At 57.6% G+C, this 21,940-nt stretch carries 19 protein-coding genes; 13 read left to right on the plus strand and 6 right to left on the minus strand.

Annotated elements, in window-relative coordinates; genetic code table 11:
• The first annotated feature begins 9 nt into the window (after positions 1–9).
• From EBA31_RS02080 to EBA31_RS02115, 8 genes are all read left to right on the plus strand, one after another.
• A complete protein-coding gene (locus EBA31_RS02080; protein WP_041414172.1) occupies positions 10–1,131 on the plus strand; it encodes a patatin family protein in 1,122 nt (373 codons plus the stop codon).
• Positions 1,128–1,904: a TatD family hydrolase gene (locus EBA31_RS02085; protein ID WP_115060173.1), complete on the plus strand. Its 777-nt coding sequence runs from the start codon at positions 1,128–1,130 to the stop codon at positions 1,902–1,904. Before EBA31_RS02080 ends, EBA31_RS02085 begins: the two co-directional genes overlap by 4 nt.
• 195 nt (positions 1,905–2,099) lie before the next feature.
• Positions 2,100–3,377, plus strand: a complete 1,278-nt coding sequence (locus EBA31_RS02090) for a NupC/NupG family nucleoside CNT transporter (protein WP_048762894.1) — start codon at positions 2,100–2,102, stop codon at positions 3,375–3,377.
• 366 nt (positions 3,378–3,743) lie between these two features.
• Complete coding sequence (gene deoC, locus EBA31_RS02095) at positions 3,744–4,523, plus strand: deoxyribose-phosphate aldolase (protein ID WP_020825115.1); 780 nt, start codon at positions 3,744–3,746, stop codon at positions 4,521–4,523.
• A 68-nt stretch (positions 4,524–4,591) separates the two neighbouring features.
• Entirely contained in the window at positions 4,592–5,914 is a 1,323-nt protein-coding gene (gene deoA / locus EBA31_RS02100) for a thymidine phosphorylase (protein ID WP_116691316.1), read from the plus strand.
• A 69-nt stretch (positions 5,915–5,983) separates the two neighbouring features.
• On the plus strand, positions 5,984–7,207 hold the full coding sequence (gene deoB / locus EBA31_RS02105; RefSeq protein WP_020825117.1) for a phosphopentomutase: 1,224 nt from the start codon (positions 5,984–5,986) through the stop codon (positions 7,205–7,207).
• Between the two features lie 111 nt (positions 7,208–7,318).
• Positions 7,319–8,050, plus strand: coding sequence for a purine-nucleoside phosphorylase (deoD, locus tag EBA31_RS02110; protein ID WP_020825118.1), 732 nt, complete (start codon positions 7,319–7,321; stop codon positions 8,048–8,050).
• A gap of 62 nt (positions 8,051–8,112) precedes the next feature.
• Positions 8,113–8,337 (plus strand): helix-turn-helix domain-containing protein, encoded by a 225-nt coding sequence (locus EBA31_RS02115; protein ID WP_238387422.1) that lies wholly within the window; start codon positions 8,113–8,115, stop codon positions 8,335–8,337.
• Positions 8,338–8,432: 95 nt separating this feature from the next.
• On the opposite strand, the gene EBA31_RS02120 is transcribed toward EBA31_RS02115, so the two are convergent.
• On the minus strand, positions 8,433–9,119 hold the full coding sequence (locus EBA31_RS02120; RefSeq protein WP_048762896.1) for a YtjB family periplasmic protein: 687 nt from the start codon (positions 9,117–9,119) through the stop codon (positions 8,433–8,435).
• A 104-nt stretch (positions 9,120–9,223) separates the two neighbouring features.
• On the opposite strand from EBA31_RS02120, the gene serB reads away from it, so the two are divergent.
• The 3 genes from serB (at position 9,224) to nadR (ending at position 12,965) form a co-directional block, all read left to right on the plus strand.
• Positions 9,224–10,201: a phosphoserine phosphatase gene (gene serB, locus EBA31_RS02125; RefSeq protein WP_020825122.1), complete on the plus strand. Its 978-nt coding sequence runs from the start codon at positions 9,224–9,226 to the stop codon at positions 10,199–10,201.
• Between the two features lie 65 nt (positions 10,202–10,266).
• A complete protein-coding gene (radA, locus tag EBA31_RS02130; RefSeq protein ID WP_020825123.1) occupies positions 10,267–11,652 on the plus strand; it encodes a DNA repair protein RadA in 1,386 nt (461 codons plus the stop codon).
• Positions 11,653–11,708: 56 nt separating this feature from the next.
• On the plus strand, positions 11,709–12,965 hold the full coding sequence (gene nadR, locus EBA31_RS02135) for a multifunctional transcriptional regulator/nicotinamide-nucleotide adenylyltransferase/ribosylnicotinamide kinase NadR (RefSeq protein ID WP_020825124.1): 1,257 nt from the start codon (positions 11,709–11,711) through the stop codon (positions 12,963–12,965).
• Between the two features lie 33 nt (positions 12,966–12,998).
• Here nadR and EBA31_RS02140 read toward each other — a convergent pair whose 3' ends face one another.
• Entirely contained in the window at positions 12,999–14,000 is a 1,002-nt protein-coding gene (locus EBA31_RS02140; protein WP_122077069.1) for a zinc-binding alcohol dehydrogenase family protein, read from the minus strand.
• Between the two features lie 98 nt (positions 14,001–14,098).
• Between EBA31_RS02140 and EBA31_RS02145 the strand changes: the two genes are divergently transcribed.
• Positions 14,099–15,010: a LysR family transcriptional regulator gene (locus EBA31_RS02145; RefSeq protein ID WP_122077072.1), complete on the plus strand. Its 912-nt coding sequence runs from the start codon at positions 14,099–14,101 to the stop codon at positions 15,008–15,010.
• A 29-nt stretch (positions 15,011–15,039) separates the two neighbouring features.
• On the opposite strand, the gene ettA is transcribed toward EBA31_RS02145, so the two are convergent.
• The 4 genes from ettA to EBA31_RS02165 all read right to left on the minus strand — a co-directional run bounded on the left by ettA (position 15,040) and on the right by EBA31_RS02165 (position 19,239).
• On the minus strand, positions 15,040–16,707 hold the full coding sequence (gene ettA / locus EBA31_RS02150; protein WP_122077076.1) for an energy-dependent translational throttle protein EttA: 1,668 nt from the start codon (positions 16,705–16,707) through the stop codon (positions 15,040–15,042).
• A gap of 140 nt (positions 16,708–16,847) precedes the next feature.
• Positions 16,848–17,345, minus strand: coding sequence for an OmpA family protein (locus tag EBA31_RS02155; protein WP_020825128.1), 498 nt, complete (start codon positions 17,343–17,345; stop codon positions 16,848–16,850).
• Between the two features lie 35 nt (positions 17,346–17,380).
• The gene (locus tag EBA31_RS02160; RefSeq protein WP_048762898.1) at positions 17,381–18,628 is read right to left on the minus strand and encodes a diguanylate cyclase domain-containing protein; all 1,248 of its coding nucleotides are present in this window, start codon (positions 18,626–18,628) and stop codon (positions 17,381–17,383) included.
• Complete coding sequence (locus EBA31_RS02165; RefSeq protein ID WP_122077080.1) at positions 18,625–19,239, minus strand: YfiR family protein; 615 nt, start codon at positions 19,237–19,239, stop codon at positions 18,625–18,627. The genes EBA31_RS02160 and EBA31_RS02165 overlap by 4 nt, the downstream gene beginning before the upstream one ends.
• 737 nt (positions 19,240–19,976) lie before the next feature.
• Here EBA31_RS02165 and sltY point away from each other — a divergent pair.
• Positions 19,977–21,905 carry a murein transglycosylase gene (gene sltY, locus EBA31_RS02170; protein WP_122077084.1) on the plus strand — a complete coding sequence of 643 codons (1,929 nt, stop codon included), beginning with the start codon at positions 19,977–19,979 and terminating at the stop codon, positions 21,903–21,905.
• The last annotated feature ends 35 nt before the right edge of the window (positions 21,906–21,940 follow it).

Here is a 21,940-nt window from a genome sequence, read left to right on the forward strand (position 1 = left end):
GATGCAGGGTTGGGATACAGAATACCCATCACGCTCGGCAATATAGAACCGCTGGCGTATAAACCTTACCGGCCCGGCAAAATGGCGCTGGTATGTGAAGGGGGCGGGCAGCGCGGCATTTTTACCGCCGGCGTGCTGGACGAGTTTCAGCGTGCCCGCTTTAATCCTTTTGATCTGATGATCGGCACTTCTGCCGGCGCACAAAATCTCTCGGCCTTTATTTGTGGCCAGATGGGCTATGCGCGGCGGGTGATCACCCGTTACACCACCTCCGCTGAATTCTTTAACCCGCTGCGCTTTGTGCGTGGCGGGCATTTGATCGATCTCGACTGGCTGATCGACACCACGTCGCAACAGCTGCCGCTGGCAATGGACGTGGCGGAAAAACACCTGATCGATGGCCGTGAATTCCTGATGTGCGCCTGCCGCAGCGATGACTTTGAACCCACTTACCTGCCGGCGCAGCGTGCCAGCTGGTTGCCGGCGATCAAGGCATCCAGCGCCATTCCGGGTTTTTACCGTATGGGCGTGGATTTGGACGGCGTCAGCTATCAGGACGGTGGCATCAGCGATGCGATCCCAGTCGAAGAGGCCTATCGTCGTGGCGCGGACACCATCGTGGTGATCCGTACCGTGCCTTCGCAGATGTATTACACCCCGCAGTGGATGAAGCGCATGGAGCATTGGCTGAGCGAAAGCAGTCTGCAGCAGATGGTGCGCATCCTTCAACACCACGAACAAAGCTATCACCGCATTCAGCAATTCATTGAGAAGCCGCCCGGCAAGCTGCGCATCTTTGAAATTTTCCCGCCGAAGCCGCTGGCCAGCAATGCCTTGGGCAGCCGGCTGACCTCGCTCAATCAGGACTATCATCTGGGGCGTCGCTGCGGGCGCTATTTCCTGGCGACCGTCGGGCACTGGCTGGTCGAGCAGGACAAACTGGACGGTATGAAGGTGAAAAAGGCGCTGTCGCGCCGTTTGATCCAGCCTGAGAATGTCGTTATGCCTTCGCCGATCATCACCGACGTGGCACACCCGCGCGAACTTTCCACGCAGCCGGAGCCCAATCTGGCCGCGAGAGAGATTATTTTGCCGGGTGACGTACCCCCGGGTGAAGGGGGGTTGCTGTGACCCCAGATTTCACCGATACCCACTGCCACTTCGATTTCCCGCCGTTCAGCGGGCAGGAGCTTGAAAGCCTGGCGTTGGCCGAACGGGCGGGCGTAAGGCGTATTATCGTGCCGACGGTAACTGCCGACCGCTTTGCGCGGGTGGTAAAACTGGCGCGCGACTATCCGCCGTTGTTCGCAGCCCTCGGGCTGCACCCGCTGTATATTGCCCAGCATCAGGAAGCGGAGCTTGAACAGTTGGCGGGTTTTCTGGCCAGCCGACCTCAGAAGCTGGTGGCGGTGGGGGAGATTGGTCTGGATCTGTATATGGAGAACCCGCAGTTCGAACGGCAACAGCGGGTATTGAAGGCCCAGTTGAAACTGGCTAAAGAACACGACCTGCCGGTGATCCTGCATTCCCGCCGCAGCCACGATCAGCTGGCGGCAATGCTGCGTCGTAGCGAAGTGCCACGCCGTGGCGTCGTACATGGTTTTGCCGGTAGCCTGTCACAGGCGCAGGCGTTTATCCGCCTGGGCTATTACATTGGCGTGGGGGGCACCATCAGCTATGAGCGGGCGCAGAAAACCCGTAGCGTGATGGCTCAATTGCCGTTGACCTCCTTGCTGTTGGAAACCGATGCGCCGGACATGCCGCTGGCCGGTTACCAGGGGCAGCCCAACCGGCCTGAACGTGCCGCCGAAGTTTTCCAGGAACTGTGCCGCTTGCGCCCCGAGTCAGCCGAGGATATTGCCGCCCAGTTGCAACACAACACTCACGCCCTGTTTACCCTTTAGGTGTCTAACCCACCATAACTGTGATAATGATCACGTTATAAGATTTTCATTTGCTTCCTGTTGTATGCATTTGTGACATAAATCGGTACGAGGGGTACCTCGCTCCGTATAATCGCTCCCCGAAATTACTCTAAAGCAGCCCCGTGTTCCTCTCTGACAGGGATGCATTTCTTTTTCGCAACAGGGATACTTTGCATGCAACTCATCATGAGCCTGGTCGGCATGGCGGTGCTGATCGCCATTGCGGTGCTGCTCTCCAGCAACCGCCGCGCGATTAACCTGCGCACCGTTATTTGGGCATTTGTTCTTCAGGTCGCCATCGGCGCGCTGGTGCTGTACGTTCCAGTTGGTCGCGCGATTCTCGGCGGCATGTCGGCGGGCGTGGCTAACGTGATCGCCTACGGCAACCAGGGGATCTCCTTCATCTTCGGTGGCCTGGTTTCCGACAAGATGTTTGAAGTCTTCGGCGGCGGCGGTTTTGTGTTCGCGCTGCGCGTACTGCCGGTGATCGTGTTCTTCTCCTCGCTGATTGCGGTGCTGTATTACCTCGGTATCATGCAATTGGTGATCCGCGTGTTGGGCGGTGGCTTGCAAAAGCTGCTGGGTACCTCACGGACCGAATCACTGTCGGCGACCGCCAATATTTTCGTCGGCCAAACCGAGGCCCCGCTGGTAGTGCGCCCGTATATCGCCACCATGACCCAGTCTGAGCTGTTTACCGTGATGTGCGGTGGCCTGGCCTCGGTAGCCGGTTCCGTATTGGCAGGTTATGCCCAGATGGGGGTGCCGCTGGAATACCTGATCGCCGCTTCATTTATGGCTGCACCGGGTGGCTTGCTGTTCGCCAAGCTGATGGTGCCGGAAACCGAAAAAACCCACGATAAAGACGACGCGATGAAATTGATCGCAGAAGATGAACGCCCGGCCAACGTGATCGATGCGGCTGCTTCAGGTGCGGCTTCCGGCATGCAGCTGGCGCTGAACGTCGGCGCGATGCTGTTGGCGTTTATCGCGTTGATCGCTTTGCTGAACGGCATTCTTGGCGGTGTCGGCGGCTGGTTCGATTATCCGCAGCTGTCGCTGGAACTGATACTTGGCTGGGTATTCTCACCGATCGCCTTCCTGATCGGCGTGCCTTGGCATGAAGCGATGGCGGCCGGCTCGTTTATTGGCCAGAAGATTATCGTTAACGAGTTTGTTGCCTACATGAACTTCGGTGCTTACCTGCGTCCGGACGACGTGGTGGCGGCAGAAGGGCTGCAGGTGCTGTCGGCGCACACCAAGGCGATCATCTCCTTTGCGCTGTGTGGCTTTGCCAACCTGTCGTCGGTGGCGATCCTGCTCGGTGGTCTGGGCAGCATGGCGCCGAACCGTCGTCATGACATCGCGCGCTTCGGCCTGAAAGCCGTGGCTGCGGGTACGCTCTCCAACCTGATGAGTGCGACCATCGCCGGGTTCTTCCTGGCGCTGTAACCCCGGTCCTGTCCTGTGATAGCGCCGCGAGCCCTATTGCAGGACACCGCCTATACTCTAAGACGGGCACAGCGTGCCGTGCCCGCGTCCGTTTCTTTAGCGAATTTGTGAACGATATCGCGTTATTTTGTGATGTTCTTCACATATAATTCCGGCCTGTTACAGTGTTATTTCATATAGTGTGACTCTGAGCGCGAATTGCCCCCGGCGATCGTGTTCAAATAGCTATTACTGACCCTGCGCGATGCGAAGGGTTATGTGCGGTGAGAAGGATCTCAGTTGCCGCGGTGGGAACCCGTTCCCCAGCGCTATCTTCAAGGAACCAAGTCCGCTCGCCAACACCCAGGTACTCAGTTGGAGAGTTTTATGACCGAATTAACCGCAGCAGCGCAACGTGCGCTGACCTTAATGGATTTGACCACGCTGAACGACGATGACACCGATGAAAAAGTGATCGCGCTGTGTCGTCAGGCCAATAGCCCGGCCGGCCATACGGCGGCCATCTGTATTTACCCGCGTTTTATCCCGGTGGCGCGCAAGGCTCTGCGTGAGCAGGGGACGCCGGACATCCGCATTGCGACCGTCACCAATTTCCCGCATGGCAACGACGATATTGAAATCGCGCTGGCGGAAACGCGCGCGGCTATCGCCTATGGCGCCGATGAGGTGGACGTGGTGTTCCCTTACCGCGCGCTGATCGCCGGTAACGAGCAGGTAGGTTTTGAACTGGTCAAACAGTGCAAGCAGGCTTGCCAGGCCGCCAACGTGCTGTTGAAAGTGATCATTGAAACCGGTGAGCTCAAGCAGGCCAGCCTGATCCGTAAAGCATCGGAAATCGCCATCAACGCCGGTGCTGACTTTATCAAAACCTCTACCGGTAAAGTGCCGGTCAACGCGACGCTCGAAAGCGCCGAGCTGATGATGTCGGTGATCCGCGATCTTGGCGTTGCCAAAACGGTGGGCTTCAAGCCGGCCGGTGGCGTACGCACAGCGGAAGACGCGCTGCATTATCTGCAACTTGCCGATCGTATTCTGGGCGAAGGTTGGGCAGATGCGCGTCATTTCCGCTTCGGGGCTTCCAGTCTGTTAGCCAGCCTGCTGACGACGCTGGGCCACAGTGCCGGGCAGTCCGGCAGCGGTTACTGAACGATTACGTCGGCAAGGCGAGATAATCGCCGGCCTGCACTCTACTCTAGCTAAAACAGGGGGACGCTTTGTTCCTGGCCCAAGAAATTATCCGTAAGAAACGTGACGGTCAGCCGTTGAGCGAAGCAGAAATTCGCTTTTTCATCAATGGTATCCGTGACAACGTCGTTTCAGAAGGTCAAATTGCCGCGCTGGCGATGACCATTTATTTCCACGATATGACCATGCCGGAGCGCGTGGCGCTGACCATGGCAATGCGTGATTCCGGTACCGTGCTGGACTGGAAAAGCCTGTCACTGAACGGGCCACTGGTCGACAAGCACTCCACCGGCGGCGTGGGCGATGTCACTTCGCTGATGCTGGGCCCGATGGTGGCGGCTTGCGGCGGCTATGTGCCGATGATCTCAGGCCGTGGTTTGGGCCATACCGGCGGTACGCTGGACAAGCTGGAAGCGATCCCGGGCTTTAATATCTTCCCGGACGACAATGCCTTCCGCAAAATTATTCAGGACGTGGGCGTGGCGATTATCGGCCAAACCAGCTCGCTGGCACCGGCGGACAAACGCTTCTACGCGACCCGTGATATCACTGCTACCGTAGATTCCATTCCGCTGATCACCGCCTCTATTCTGGCGAAGAAGCTGGCGGAAGGCCTGGATGCGTTGGTGATGGACGTCAAAGTCGGTTCCGGTGCCTTTATGCCAACCTACGCACTGTCGGCCGATTTGGCGCAGGCGATTGTTGGCGTAGCCAACGGCGCCGGCTGCAAAACCACCGCGCTGCTGACCGACATGAACCAGGTGCTGGCCTCCAGCGCCGGTAACGCCGTGGAAGTTCGCGAAGCCGTGCGCTTCCTGACCGGCGAATACCGCAACCCGCGCCTGCTGGAAGTGACGATGGCGCTGTGCGTGGAAATGCTGCTTTCCGGTGGCCTGGCGAAAGATGATGCCGATGCGCGTGCCAAACTGCAGGCAGTGCTGGACAATGGTAAAGCGGCAGAAGTGTTTGGCCGTATGGTCGCCGCACAGCAGGGCCCGACCGATTTCGTCGAGCGCTACGACAGCTATCTGCCTGCCGCAACCCTCAGCAAGCCGGTTTACGCTGAGAAAAAAGGTATCATCAGTGCAATGGATACCCGTGCATTGGGCATGGCGGTGGTGTCCCTGGGCGGCGGTCGTCGCCGTGCAACCGACAGCATCGACTACAGCGTGGGCCTGACTGATATGGCGCGCCTGGGCGACAAAGTGGATACCCAGCAGCCGCTGGCGGTGATCCATGCCAACGACGAAGAGACTTGGCAGCAGGCGGCCGAAGCGGTACGCAGTGCGATGGTGCTGAGCGACAAAGCGCCGGAAGTGACGCCAGTAGTCTATAAGCGCATCACGGAATAATTAACGAATCAGGAGCGGCAGCGGCCTATTCGCTGTCGCCCACAGCGTGAGAACACGCAGGAGAGCATGATGAAACGTACATTTATTATGGTATTAGACTCATTCGGTATTGGCGCGAGCGAAGATGCCGAGCGTTTTGGCGACAAGGGTTCCGACACTCTGGGTCACATCGCCGAGGTCTGCGCGCGCGGTGAAGCCAACGTTGGTCGTCAGGGCCCGTTGACGCTGCCTAACCTGAGCCGTCTGGGCCTGGGCAAGGCCGCGGAAGAATCCACCGGCACCTTCCCGCAAGGGTTGGATCGCAACGCGGACATCATCGGCGCCTATGCTTACGCCAGCGAACTCTCTTCCGGTAAAGATACGCCGTCAGGCCACTGGGAAATCGCCGGCGTGCCGGTACTGTTCGATTGGGGCTATTTCAGCGACGAGCACAACAGCTTCCCGCAGGAGCTGCTGGACAAGCTGGTCGAGCGCGCTAACCTGCCGGGCTACCTCGGTAACTGCCACTCATCCGGCACCGTGATCCTCGACCAACTGGGCGAAGAGCACATGAAAACCGGCAAGCCGATTTTCTACACCTCTGCCGACTCGGTATTCCAGATCGCCTGCCACGAAGAGACCTTCGGCCTGGATCGTCTGTATGAACTCTGTGAAATCGCCCGTGAAGAGCTGACCGAAGGCGGTTACAACATTGGCCGCGTGATCGCTCGTCCATTCCTGGGCGACAAGCCGGGCAACTTCCAGCGTACCGGTAACCGTCACGATCTGGCCGTAGAGCCACCGGCGCCAACCGTGCTGAAAAAGCTGGTGGACGAGAAGGGCGGCGAAGTGGTGTCGATCGGTAAAATTGCCGATATCTACGCCAACGTGGGCATCACCAAAAAGGTCAAGGCTACCGGCATCGACGCGCTGTTCGACGCAACCGTGACCGAAATGGAAAAAGCCGGTGATAACACCATCGTGTTCACCAACTTCGTTGATTTTGACTCCTCTTACGGCCACCGCCGCGACGTTGCGGGCTATGCCGCTGCGCTGGAGCTGTTCGACCGCCGTCTGCCGGAGCTGCTGAAACTGGTGAAAGATGAAGATATCATTATCTTCACCGCTGACCACGGCTGCGACCCGACCTGGCCGGGCACCGACCACACCCGTGAGCACATTCCGGTCCTGATTTACGGTCCGAAAGTGAAACCAGGTTCGTTGGGCCACCGTGAAACCTTCGCCGACATCGGCCAGACCGTAGCCAGCTACTTTGGCGTGTCACCGATGGATTACGGTAAATCCATGCTCTAAGCCCCGTATTTCAAGCCGCAGCGTTGTTGCTACGCGCCTGGCTGCAACTCGAAATTCAAGGCTTAGATGTTTGATGTTTTTATTAAATATGATTTCTGAAGGAAGATAATTATGGCTACGCCGCACATTAATGCTGAAATGGGTGATTTCGCTGACGTAGTACTGATGCCGGGCGATCCGCTGCGTGCAAAATACATCGCGGAAACTTTCCTGGAAGGCGCGGTGGAAGTGAACAACGTGCGTGGCATGCTGGGCTTCACCGGTACCTACAAGGGCCGCAGAATCTCCGTAATGGGCCACGGTATGGGTATCCCATCCTGCTCTATCTATGCGCGTGAACTGATTGCCGAATTCGGCGTGAAGAAAATCATCCGTGTGGGTTCTTGCGGCGCGGTGCGTGACGATATCAAACTGCGTGACGTGGTGATTGGTATGGGTGCTTGCACCGATTCCAAAGTAAACCGTCTGCGTTTCAAGGATCACGACTACGCGGCAATCGCCGACTTCGATATGGTGCGTAATGCCGTAGACGCGGCAGCAGCGCAGGGTATCCCGGCGCGTGTGGGCAACATCTTCTCCGCTGATCTGTTCTATACGCCGGATCCGGATATGTTCCAGGTGATGAAGAAGTACGGCATCCTGGGCGTGGAAATGGAAGCGGCCGGTATCTACGGCGTGGCGGCTGAGCTGTTCGAAGAGTTCGGTTCCAAGGCACTGACCATTTGTACCGTCTCCGACCACATTCTGCGTCATGAAGCGACCACCGCTGCAGAGCGTCAAACCACCTTTAATGAAATGATCATTATCGCGCTGGAATCTGTGCTGCTGGGCGACAAAGCCTAATCATACTGCGGGCGCAGCGTTCTGCTGCGCCCCTGTCAATCTATTCACTCCTCTATTCATCTATGACCAGCCTCGAGCAAGTTCTGCGTAAGGGGGCCGCCGCGTCGAAAGCACTCACTGATGCGCTGGGTATTAGCCAACCGACGCTGTCGCGCCGTATCCGTGTACTGGCGGAAGCGGTACTGGCTATGGGTAAAGGCCGAGCCACTCGCTATGCCTTGCGCAGGGCCGTGGCGGAGGAGACGTATTTTCCACTCTATCAGGTGGATGAGCAGGGCACAGCATGAGTTGATCAGCGAGGCATTCCGTAGTCTTGCCGACCAGATGTTGATGCAGGTTCAAGGGTTGAATGAACACATCCAGCGCATGGCTTAAAGCAAGCCTAGGGCATCTTCTCTTCTTTCTTATCTTCCGGCTTTTCGTCATCGTCATCTTCCACCGTATTGCCTTCCTCCAACGGCGTGTTGGCGGTTAACAGGTACGGGGACTGCTGCCAGCGGCTGCGGCGGTGCTGCAACAGCGTACGGGCCAGGATGATGCCGATGGCCAGCGCCAGCAAAATCATCAGGCGCAGCAGGTTGGTGGTGTTATCCACCTGTTTGGATTCGGTCGCCAGCACGTGGGTGTCCAGCGTGATGCGGATAAAGCCGATCGGCCCGTCTTTGTTCTCAATGGGTTCAACCAGCTGGTGATTGAAGTAGCTGCCGGCGCGTTTACCGTCAAGCGACAGGCGATCGCGTATACTTATCTGCTCACCGGCGTGGGAAACCAGGGAGCCGTCCAACTGATAGACGCTGGCGTCCAAAATGCGGCTGTGGTCGGTGAGCTGTTTGAGGATGGCGTCGATGCGTTGGTTGTCGACGTCGCTGTCGTCATCCATCAGGGGGGCCAGGCTGGATGCCACCTGTTTGGTCAGCGTTTGCGCCAGTTCTTCCACCTGTTCGGATCGCGCCAATTGGTGACTCAGGCTAAAATAGGAAGCGCCCTGCATCAACAGCACCAGCAAAGCCAGGCAAATCAGGATAATAGCGGTGCGGTGCAGGCGGAATTTCAGTTTAGCGCGGGCCATGCAGGTTCCTTGGGCATCTTGGACACTTTATGTTGCCAGAAGCAATGGCGATAGGATAGCTTGATGCGTCGTTTTATCATGCAGTGTTTTTTCAGGAGTTAAGGATGTCGAATAGTCTGACCTATTGCGATCTCCCGGCTGAGATCTCTCAATGGCCGGGTCTTCCCCTTTCGCTGAGCGGTGACGAAGTGATGCCGCTGGATTATCGGGCGGGTCATACCGGTTGGCTATTATATGGCAGAGAACTGAACAAAACGCGCATTACCGATTTCCAGCGCAAGCTGGGCGCGGCGATGGTGATCGTCACTGCCTGGTGCGTAGAGGATTATCAGGTGGTGCGTCTGGCGGGCACGCTGACGGCACGCGCCAAAACGCTGGCGGCGGAGAGCGGGCTGGACGTGGCGCCGCTGGGCAAGATCCCCCACCTGCGCACCCCCGGGTTGCTGGTGATGGATATGGACTCCACTGCGATTGAAATTGAATGCATCGACGAGATTGCCAAACTGGCGGGCGTCGGTGAGCAGGTGTCGGAAGTGACCGAACGCGCGATGCGCGGCGAGCTGGACTTTACCGCCAGCCTGCGTCAGCGCGTCGGTACGCTGAAAGGCGCCGATGCCAATATCCTCAAGCAGGTGCGTGACGAGCTGCCGCTGATGTCCGGGCTGACCAACCTGGTGCGCAAGCTGCAGGCGATGGACTGGCATGTGGCGATTGCCTCCGGCGGCTTCACCTACTATGCCGAGTATCTGCGTGACAGACTGAAGCTGGTGGCGGTGGTGGCTAACGAGCTGGAGATCCGCGACGGCAAGCTGACCGGCGAGGTGCTGGGACCGGTGGTGGACGCGCAGTTCAAAGCCGATACGCTGGTAGCGCTGGCGGAAAAACTGGGTATTCCACCGCAGCAAACTGTCGCCATCGGCGACGGCGCCAACGATTTGAAAATGATGCAGGTTGCCGGGTTGGGCATTGCCTATCACGCCAAACCGAAAGTGTATGAGAAGGCGCAGGTGTCGATTCGCCATGCCGATCTTATGGGCGTGCTGTGCGTGTTGACCGGCAGCCTGAAACACGAAGTACGCTAAAGTAGGCCCCTGACCCGGCGATGACGCCCGTCAGCGGCAATGTGGTAATAAAGCAGAGGTAATACGTGGCAAAAGCAGCAAAACGGGCGTTTGTATGTAATGAGTGCGGCGCAGATTATCCGCGCTGGCAGGGGCAGTGCAGCGCTTGCCACGCCTGGAACAGCATTACAGAAGTGCGTCTGGCTGCCGTGTCTTCCTCTTCTCGCAACGAGCGTCTGAGCGGCTACGCCGGCGATGCCGGTATCAGCAAGGTACAAAAGCTGTCGGACATCAGCCTGGAAGAGCTGCCGCGTTTTTCCACCGGTTTCCTGGAGTTTGACCGCGTGCTGGGCGGCGGGGTGGTTCCGGGCAGTGCGATCCTGATCGGCGGTAACCCCGGCGCAGGTAAAAGTACCTTGCTGCTGCAGGTGCTGTGCAAACTGTCCGAGCAGATGAAAACCCTGTACGTCACCGGTGAGGAATCACTGCAGCAGGTCGCGATGCGCGCCCATCGTCTCGGCTTGCCAACCGGCGGCCTGAATATGCTGTCTGAAACCAGCATCGAACAGATCTGCCTGATCGCCGAGCAGGAACAGCCGAAGCTGATGGTGATCGACTCCATTCAGGTGATGCACATGGCGGATATTCAATCTTCGCCGGGTAGCGTTGCGCAGGTACGTGAAACGGCGGCTTATCTGACGCGTTTCGCCAAGACGCGCGGCGTGGCGATTGTCATGGTCGGTCACGTCACCAAAGACGGTTCCCTGGCCGGGCCGAAAGTATTGGAACACTGCATCGACTGTTCGGTGCTGCTGGACGGCGACGCCGATTCACGTTTTCGTACCCTGCGCAGCCATAAAAACCGCTTTGGTGCGGTGAATGAGCTGGGCGTGTTCGCCATGACCGAGCAGGGCCTGCGTGAGGTCAGCAACCCGTCTGCCATCTTCCTCAGCCGTGGCGATGAGGTCACCTCCGGCAGTTCGGTGATGGTGGTTTGGGAAGGTACGCGGCCGTTGTTGGTGGAAATTCAGGCGCTGGTGGATCATTCCATGATGTCTAACCCGCGGCGAGTGGCGGTCGGCCTGGAGCAAAACCGATTGGCGATCCTGTTGGCGGTGCTGCATCGCCATGGCGGATTGCAGATGTCCGATCAGGACGTGTTCGTTAACGTGGTCGGTGGGGTGAAGGTCAGTGAAACCAGCGCCGATTTGGCGTTGCTGATGTCGCTGGTGTCCAGCCTGCGTGACCGCCCATTGCCGAACGATTTGGTGGTGTTTGGCGAAGTGGGGTTGGCGGGGGAGATCCGTCCGGTACCGAGCGGTCAGGAACGGATTTCCGAAGCGGCGAAACACGGCTTCAAGCGTGCCATCGTGCCGCACGCTAACGTGCCGAAAAAACCGCCGGCCAATATGCAGGTGTTTGGCGTGAAGAAACTGGCGGATGCGCTGGACGTGTTGGAACAGTTTTATTAATTGCCACGAGGTACGCAGATTATGCTATTTTGTTTAGCATACTAAACGGAGGGGCTATGCGGCAATTCGATTACCTGAAGGCGTCGATTAAGCAAAAGAACTGCACTCTGCAGCAGGTGGCGGATGCCAGTGGCATGACCAAAGGCTATCTTAGCCAGCTGTTAAACGACAAAATCAAAAGCCCTAGCGCCCAGAAGCTGGAGGCGCTGCACCGTTACCTCGGGCTTGAGTTTCCACGCCGTGAGAAAAAGGTCGGCGTGGTGTTTGGTAAATTTTACCCTCTGCACACCGGTCATATTTACCTGATCCAGCGAGCCTGTAGCCAGGTGGATGAGTTGCACGTGATCCTGTGTCACGATGAACCGCGCGATCGGGAGCTGTTCGACAACAGCTCGATGTCGCAACAGCCGACGGTCAGCGATCGTCTGCGCTGGCTGCTGCAAACCTTCAAGTATCAGAAAAACATTCATATTCACTCGTTTGACGAACAGGGCATCGAGCCCTATCCGCACGGCTGGAACGTGTGGAGTGACGGGGTGAAAGCTTTTCTGGAGCAAAAGGCCATAGTGCCGAGCTTTATCTATTCCAGTGAAGCACAGGATGCTCCGCGCTATCGCGAACATCTGGGCATTGAAACCATTCTGATCGATCCCGAACGTTCATTTATGAACATCAGCGGCCGCCAAATCCGCCAGGATCCGTTCCGCTATTGGGATTATATTCCGACCGAAGTGAAGCCGTTTTTTGTACGCACCGTGGCTATCCTCGGCGGCGAGTCGAGCGGGAAATCGACCCTGGTCAATAAGCTGGCGAACATCTTCAACACCACCAGCGCCTGGGAATATGGCCGCGACTACGTGTTCTCTCACCTCGGCGGGGATGAGATGGCGCTACAGTATTCCGACTATGACAAAATCGCCCTGGGCCAGGCGCAGTACGTCGATTTTGCGGTGAAATACGCCAATAAAGTGGCGTTTATCGATACCGACTTCGTGACCACTCAGGCGTTCTGCAAAAAGTACGAAGGACGCGAGCACCCCTTTGTACAGGCGTTGATCGACGAGTACCGCTTTGATCTGGTGATCCTGTTGGAGAACAACACCCCATGGGTGGCGGATGGGTTGCGCAGCCTGGGCAATCCCAACGATCGCAAGGCATTTCAGTATTTGCTGGAAGAGATGCTGCGGGCCAACAACATTGAATACGTACACGTAGAGTCCAGCGATTACGACGAGCGTTTCCTGCGCTGTGTAGAACTGGTCAAACAGCTGTTGGCGGCCGATGCCAGCCGCCTGGTTGGCGTTGCAGTCTAAGCCTGCGGGGCGCAGGCTGCGCCCCGTCGGTCATCAGTAAACAATCACCAGTTTTCCCTGCATATGTCCGTCGAGCAGTTTTTGATGCGCGGCGGTCAGCGTCGGCACCGTTAGCCCGTGCATCGTTTCGTTCAGGGTGGTGCTCAGCTTCCCTTCATCCAGCAGTTGCGCCACTTGCTTGAGGATCTCGCCCTGCTGAGCGATATCCGGCGTGTTGAACATACTGCGGGTAAACATCAATTCCCAGTGCAGCGCGGCGCTTTTCAGCTTCAGTGCGCTCTGGTCCAACGGCTGGGCGTTTTCCACGATGGTGCAGATATGGCCCATCGGCGCGATCAGATCGGAGATGGCTTGCCAGTGGCCGTCGGTATCGTTCAGGCACAGAATATAATCCACGTTCTCAATGCCCTGTTGCGCCAGGTTAGCTTTCAGATCGCGATAGTCCACCACCAGATCGGCACCCCGTTCCAGACACCAGGCCGCCGACTCGGGACGAGAGGCGGTCGCAATCACCTTCACCTGGCTGCGCTGTGCCGCAAACGGGATCGCCAGCGAACCAACACCACCGGCGCCGCCAATGATCAACAGAGTTTTCCCCGGTGCCGCATCCTGAATTTTCAGATGTTCGAACAGTGCTTCCCAGGCAGTCAGGGCAGTCAGCGGCATGGCGGCAGACTCGGCCCAGTTCAGGCTGCGAGGCTTGTGGGCAGTAATACGTGAATCGATCAATTGTAGGGTGCTGTTGCTGCCCGGGCGAGTGATATCACCGGCGTACCAAACCTCATCGCCGGGTTTGAAGCCGCTGACGCTGCTGCCCACTTCAACCACGACGCCGCTGGCGTCCCAACCGAGAATGCGTGGCTGCTGCAGGCCGCTTTTTTGCAGGCCAGCATGGACCTTGGTATCCACCGGGTTGACCGACACCGCTTTCACTTCCACCAACAGATCGTACTGACCCGGCGTGGGTTTTTCCGGGCTGATCTCTATGAAGGCGGCGGGGTTTTTCGGGTCTACGGCAATGGCTTTAATCGGCATGACTGTGCTCCTTTCGAATGAATAACCTCAGTGTAGACCTCTTGAGAGGGAGTGATAAGATGGACAATAACTAACTAAGTGTTCGTATGAGGTGAACAATGAGGTTTAAGCAGCTGCAGGATATGGCGCTGTTTGCGCTGGTGGCCGAGTGCGGCAGTTTTACCGCCGCCGCCAAACGCGCCGCTTTGCCGAAGTCCAGCGTCAGCCAGCGCATCAGCCAGTTGGAACAGACGTTGGGCCTGCGCTTGCTGAACCGTACCACCCGCCAGCTCAACCTGACCTTTGCCGGCGAACGCTATCTGGAACACTGCCAGGAGATGCTGAATGCTGCCGAACGCGCCGATTTTGCGCTGCAACGGCTGCGTGACAACCCGAGTGGTCGGTTGCGCATCTCAACCCCTGCCGGGCTGGGGGCGACGTTGCTGGCGCGGCTGGCGGCGGATTTTCAGCGCCAATACCCGGACGTGTCACTGGAGGTGTCGGTATCCGATGCGATGGTGGATATGGTGCAGGACGGATTTGACGCCGCATTACGCACCGGCAAACCGCAGGACTCCTCGCTGATTGGCCGGCGTTTGGGGCATGCGCCGCGCTATTTGCTGGCATCGTCGGCATATCTGGCGCAGTACCCGCCGATCCTGCATCCGCAACAGTTGCAGCAGCACCGCTGCATCGCGCATCGTTCCTGGCCCGCATGGAATCTGCGCCGGGGCGATGAGTATTTTCGCTGGCAACTGCCGACGCTGCATATCACCGATAATCTGCTGTACGCGCGCGAATGTGCGATTTACGGCGCGGGTATTACTTTGTTGCCGGCATTTCTCAGCCGCGAGGTAGTGGTGCAAAAACAGCTGGTGGAGGTGTTGCCGGAATGGCAGGCGGAAGGCAATGAACTCTATCTGGTTTATCCCAGTCGCAAGCTCAATTCCCCGGCGCTGGCCTGTTTTATTGACGTGGTGTTGCAACACCCGGTATTTGACGATTATGCCCGCGAGCTGGCGCGGGAATAAAAAAGGCGCCGCATGCGGCGCCTTTCGGATTACTTGGCGATTCTCTTGTACTTGATACGGTGCGGCTCAAGCGCTTCGGCGCCCATCGTACGTTTCTTGTACTCTTCGTATTCGGTGAAGTTACCTTCGAAGAACTCGACGTTACCTTCATCCTGGTAATCCAGAATGTGGGTAGCAATACGGTCGAGGAACCAACGGTCGTGCGAGATAACCATCGCGCAGCCCGGGAACTCCAACAGGGCGTTTTCCAGCGCGCGCAGGGTTTCAATATCCAGGTCGTTGGTCGGTTCGTCGAGCAGCAGTACGTTGCCGCCAACCTGCAGCAGCTTGGCCAGGTGCAGACGACCGCGCTCACCGCCGGACAGTTCGCCCACGCGCTTGCCCTGATCGACGCCTTTGAAGTTAAAGCGACCGACGTAAGCACGGCTTGGCATTTCGGTGTTGCCGATACGCATGATGTCCTGGCCGCCGGAGACTTCTTCCCAAACGGTTTTTGAATTGTCCATGCTGTCACGGAACTGATCGACCGAGGCCAGCTTGACGGTGTCACCCAGCACGATGCTGCCGGAATCAGGCTGTTCCTGACCGGACATCATGCGGAACAGCGTGGATTTACCGGCGCCGTTCGGGCCGATAATGCCGACAATCGCGCCCTTCGGCACGGCGAAGGAGAGATCGTCAATCAGCACGCGGTCGCCGTAGGACTTGCGCAGGTTGCTGACTTCAACCACTTTATCGCCCAGGCGTGCGCCAGGTGGAATAAAGAGTTCGTTGGTTTCGTTACGCTTTTGGTATTCGGTGCTGTTCAGCTCTTCAAAGCGGGCCAAACGCGCCTTGCCTTTGGACTGACGGCCTTTAGCGCCCTGACGCACCCACTCCAGCTCTTTCTCGATGGATTTGCGGCGTGCGGCTTCGGAAGAGGCTTCCTGCGCCAGACGTGCGTCTTTCTGCTCCAGCCAGGAAGAGTAGTTGCCTTCCCACGGGATGCCTTCGCCACGGTCCAGCTCGAGGATCCAGCCGGCCACGTTGTCGAGGAAGTAACGGTCGTGGGTGATCGCCACAACGGTCCCTTCGAAGTCGTGCAGGAAGCGTTCCAGCCAGGCCACGGATTCCGCATCCAGGTGGTTGGTCGGTTCGTCCAGCAGCAGCATGTCCGGTTTTTCCAGCAGCAGGCGGCACAGCGCAACACGGCGACGTTCACCACCGGACAGGTTGGCGATTTTTGCGTCCCATTCCGGCAGGCGCAACGCATCGGCGGCGCGCTCAAGCTGGGTATTCAGGTTGTGGCCATCATGGGCCTGAATGATTTCTTCCAGACGGCCCTGTTCAGCGGCCAGCTTGTCGAAGTCCGCGCCTTCTTCAGCGTACAGCGCGTACACTTCATCAAGACGTTTCAGGGCACCGACCACTTCCGCCAGCGCTTCTTCGACCGACTCGCGGACGGTGTGCTCCAGATTCAGCTGCGGCTCCTGAGGCAGGTAGCCGATTTTGATCCCTTGCTGCGGGCGAGCTTCACCTTCGATATCGGTGTCGATGCCGGCCATGATGCGCAACAGAGTGGATTTACCCGAGCCGTTCAGACCCAGCACGCCGATTTTGGCGCCAGGGAAGAAGCTCAGTGAGATGTTTTTCAGAATATGACGCTTCGGCGGAACCACTTTGCCGACGCGGTGCATGGTATAGACGTATTGAGCCACGGTGCTCTAGCCTCTCTATATCAGTTTTTATAGGATGTCTGGCTGCGGAGTGTAGCCCGTTTCGAAAGCGGATCCCAGACATCACTCAGCGATCGCTAAGTATAACCGGTTATGCGCCCGTGAAGGCGCATATTGGTCGCTTAAGGAGTGACGACGATCGCGACGCGGCGGTTTTCCGCCCGGCCACTGGAGGTGCGGTTATCGGCGACCGGGTCGCGTTTGCCCATGCCGCGAGTTTCGATGTTAGCGCGTGGGATGCCTACGCTGGCCAGCAGGTCGGCCACCGCATTGGCGCGGCGCAGCGAGAGCTGGTCGTTATAGCTGTCTTCACCGTAATTATCCGTGTGACCGTCCAGACGGAATTTGGTGATGCCGACGCTCATCAGTGCACGGCCCATTTTCTGTACCGTGTCGGTGCTTTCCGGGTTCAGCTTGCCCACGTTGTTGCCGAACAGCACCTTGTCGGACAGGCCAAATTCCCAGCCGTTATCCGTCAGTTTGAACCCTTGCGACTGCAACAGGGCAATCTGCTCGGGCGTCAGGCCCTGCGGCTTGCTCTGACAGCCGGCGAGCGCCAGCAGGGCGATAAACATCATCGTCAGCAGTGAAAAACGGTTTTTTAGTGTTTGCTGTATCATAATCAAATCCCTAGTTTTATTTTATAGCCGGGGCTTTATTTCTGTATTGCCAGCCGCCAGCCTCCGTTATAACGATGCTTGGCCTGGTACATCGCATCGTCAGCTTCGTGCAAGAGCCCCTGAGGCGTCACCGCATGTTCAGGGTAAAGTGCAATACCGATACTCAAAGAGGAAATGACCTCTTCGCCGTTCGGTAACATCACCGGTTGGGTCATGCAGTCGATAATGTTATCGGCAATCTGCAGTACATCTTCCGTAGTGTGGACCGGTGCCAACAGTACGGCGAACTCATCACCTCCTAAACGTGCCACCAGGTCGCTCTCGCGTAACTGCGCGCGGATACGCCCGGCAATGGTGGTCAGCACTACGTCGCCGGCGGCGTGGCCGTAGCTGTCGTTAACTTCTTTGAAGCGATCGCCGTCGATAAACAGCACCGCCAGTTTTTCGGGTGACTCGATGTCTCCCAGCGCGCGACTCAGTCGGCCTTCGAAGAAAGCGCGGTTTGGCAAGCCGGTCAGGCTGTCGTGGGTCGCCCGGTGGGTCAGCGAGTCATTCTCCTGTTTCAGGTGCGCCTGCCAGGCCTCCAGTTCGTCAAGCAGGCCATTAAAGTCGCTGCTCAGCTCATGCAGTTCGGCAATCGGTGCCGAAGGTACCCGCAGCCCAAAGGCGCGATCGCGCCGTACCGCATGCGCCACGTTAGCGATATCGTCCAGCGAGCGGACGATCCCCTGCAACATGCGACGCGACAATACCAGCGCACACAGGGTACTGAGCACCAGACAGGCGATCATGCCTACCATACCGCGTAGCAAAAAACGCAGCAGGCTGCCGCCGTGGCCGCTTAACCACACTTTGCCGACCTCTTTGCCTTCGTGAGTGATCGGCAGGATCACCGGTTGTGGCAACGCCCAGTGCGCCACGACTTGCTCCATGCCGTGCAGTGGGCCATCCTTGGGATGGTGCCAGGTCGCAAGCACTTTGCCGTTGTTGTTCAGAATTCTGGCTTCCGACACTTCCTCTTTAGAGGCGATCAGCACCAGGGCTTCGCGGGCGGCGGCACGGTCTTCGAACACCACGGCGGCTTCAACGGTATAGCTGATGGAGCGCGCGATCAGATGCAGGTTATGGTTGGCATAGGCGCGCAGTGCAAACAGCGCCACCAGGGTCAGGAAGATCCCCGCAGTACCCACGGCAATCAGCGCCAGCCCAAGGTGTACTCTTTGCAGTACCCGGCCCAGCGTAGGGCGTGACTGACCCGAACGGTTCTTGCGCAACCACTTCATAGCGGGGGCGCCTGTTTGCGTGCCAACTGCAACACGTTGGGGTGAACGCGCACGCCGCTACGTGCCAGCGCATCGAGATTGGCTTTAAAACTCGCGGTATCCCCTTCGATTTGCAGGCAGAACGCGCTGCCGGCCGAGCATTCAACATCGTTTTCGCTGATGCTGAGAATGGAGTGGCCGCTGATGCGTTGTATAAAATTCTGTTTCTGGCCGGCGTTAATATTGCCCAAATAAATAACATCGCAGCCGGTGCTCAACAGCGGGCTGTCAAAGGATACGCGCTCGGCCTTAATGGGCCGCGGAGCGCTAAGCAGGATCGGATCGAACAGGCCTTCGGCGTACTGCGTAGGGGCCGTCACACACAGTCGGATCGGATTGGGTTCGCTGGGCCAACGGGCATAGCTGATAATGCCTACCACCACGGTGGTGACGGCATGGATGCGATTTTGATAAGGATCACCGGTTTCGGGGCGGGCTGAACCGGGAAAGGCCAGCAGGGTAAGCAGCACCAGCGACAACAGGCGGCCGTAGTCCAGACGTGCGCAAATGAAACTCGCAAGAGAATTTTTTGCGCAGGTCGCTAACCACGCGGCATTATTTGCCATCTTCATCTGCCATTCCTGCCCAGATCCGCAGTACCGATGCGGCAACATAACAATGAGAAGCCTGACCCGCTCGAAGGGATAATTGCCTTACTGAAAACTGTCAATCGCACTGCCTGATGAACACTATCTACCCATTATTGGCGCGGATTGTATTATAAGATATCCCGGTTGCGCGCTTTATGTGCCGTTTTCTCAGAATTATCTTACCTTTTTTTAATAGTATAAAAACGTCCGTCAGGGTTTGCCAGGCGTTTTCTGCAAAGTTAGCCCGCCCGGCCTGAGGTTTGGGGCATTTGCGCAACGGCGTTGTCGTCGGCCTGGAAATATATCCTGCATGACTAATTATTTCAGATGACTTCATTTTATTGTCGGCGGCGCTTATTAATAATAAATGAGTCGCTCGTTTCCAGTGTTAACCTCGGGTTAATGATTAATACGCTGTCTTTGGCGCCGGCTTTATTTTATTTGTCAGCGAGGGTAAACCTTTTTTACCTGAAGCCCTTCGTGACGATAAACTTCATCTACAGTAGTGAATGGATAAGCGATCGCGCTGTCTATGGTAGATGGCTGAGCCAGTCACTCAGCGCCTCCTTTTGTTCTGGCGTGCCGGATGAAGCGATATCCCACGACAGAGCGCGAAACACTCGGAGAGCCGTTTCACTGTCCGTTGGCTGCTGGCGTAGCGCGGCAACGGGGGAATCGGCTCTGGCAACACCATCAGCATTAGCGAGGAAAGAGTCAGTATGGTCAAGGTAGACAAGTGGCGGTTTTTGGCTGTGGGCCTGTGCCTGACGGCATTCTCAGGCGCCGCATTGGCGGACTCGCTGGACGCCCAGCGTCAGCGTTATCTGCAGATTAAACAGGCGTGGGACAGTAAGCAGATGGACGTCGTGGCGCAATTGATGCCGACGCTGCGTGATTACCCGCTATACCCTTATCTGGAATACCGTGAGCTAACGCAAGATCTCAGTCAGGCTGGGTTCTCCGAGGTGAACGATTTTATCAAACAGCATCCGACGCTGCCGCCGGCCAAATCGTTGGCCCCGCGCTTTGTTAACGAGCTGGCACGGCGTGAAGACTGGCGGACTCTGTTGGCCTTTAGCCCACAGGCGCCTAAACCTATAGCTGCGCGTTGTAACTACTACTACGCCAAATGGGCCACCGGCGATCAACAGGCGGCCTGGAGCGGTGCTGAAGACGTTTGGATGAGCGGTAAATCGTTACCGGGCTCCTGTGACAAGCTGTTCAGCGTCTGGAAGGGCTCCGGCAAACAGACACCATCGGCGATACTGGAGCGTATGAAGCTGGCGTTGAAAGAGGGCAACAGCGGCCTGGTCAACAGCTTGTACCGTCAGTTGCCGTCAGATTACCAAACCATGGGCGATGCGTTGGTGCGTCTGCAAAACGATCCGGCCACGGTAGAATCCTTTGCCCGTAGCGTAGGGCCAACTGATTTTACCCGTGCCGCGACCGGCATCGCTTTCGAACGCCTGGCGCGCCAGGATGTAGAAAATGCTCGCGCGATGATCCCGACGCTGGTGCGTCTGCAGAAAATGAGCGACAGCGAGCAGTTGGGGTTGGAAGAGGCGGTGGCCTGGCGCCTGATGGGCAGCGATGCCACCTTCGAACAGACCCAATGGCGCGATAAGGTGATCCTGCGCAGTCAGTCTCCGGCTCTGCTGGAACGTCGTGTGCGTATGGCATTGGGCAATGGCGATCGCCAGGGGGTGGCTACCTGGCTGGCTCGCCTGCCAGCGGAGTCTCGCAATAAAGACGAGTGGCGTTACTGGCGTGCAAGCCTGCTGCTGGACGAAGGCAAACGCAGTGAAGGTGAAGAGATCCTGCGTCGCCTGATGAACGAACGCGGCTTCTATCCAATGGTGGCGGCGCAGAAACTGAATAAGCCTTACCCGGTAATGGTGGCCGTGGCGGCGAAACCTCGCGCTTCGCTGGTGGACGGACCGGAGATTGCCCGGGTACGCGAACTGATGTACTGGAATATGGATAATCTGGCGCGCAGCGAGTGGACCTCGTTTGTGTCCAGCCGCAGTCGTCCGGAACAGGAAGCGTTGGCGCGTTATGCGTTCGAGCAAAAATGGGCCGATCTCAGCGTGCAAGCAACCATCGTTGGCAAACTGTGGGATCACCTTGAAGAGCGCTTCCCGGTAGCCTGGCCGCAAGAGTTCCGGGCCGCGACCGATGACAAGGGGATCACGCCGAGCTACGCCATGGCGATAACCCGTCAGGAGAGCGCCTGGAACCCGAAAGCCCAGTCACCGGTAGGGGCCAGCGGCCTGATGCAGGTGATGCCGCGTACCGCGCAGCATACTGTGCAGATGTACAATATTCCCGGCTACTCAAGCCCAAGCCAGCTGCTTGATCCCCGGGTTAACATTACCATCGGTACCAGCTACCTGGAGTATGTGTACCAGCAGTTCGGCCGTAACCGCATTCTGTCATCGGCGGCCTACAACGCCGGTCCATCGCGGGTGAATACCTGGTTGGGCAACAGCGAAGGGCGGGTAGATGCGGTGGCGTTTGTCGAAAGCATCCCGTTCTCGGAAACCCGTTCTTATGTGAAGAATGTACTGGCCTATGACGCATTTTATCGCTACCTCATGCATCGTCCGGCCAAGGTGCTGACCGATGCCGAGTGGCAGAGGCGTTATTGATTTTTGCGGTGCTATGGTATGCTGCTGTACTAGTT

It is taken from the genome of Serratia sp. P2ACOL2 (genome assembly GCF_003691565.1).
Taxonomy (GTDB): domain Bacteria; phylum Pseudomonadota; class Gammaproteobacteria; order Enterobacterales; family Enterobacteriaceae; genus Serratia; species Serratia liquefaciens.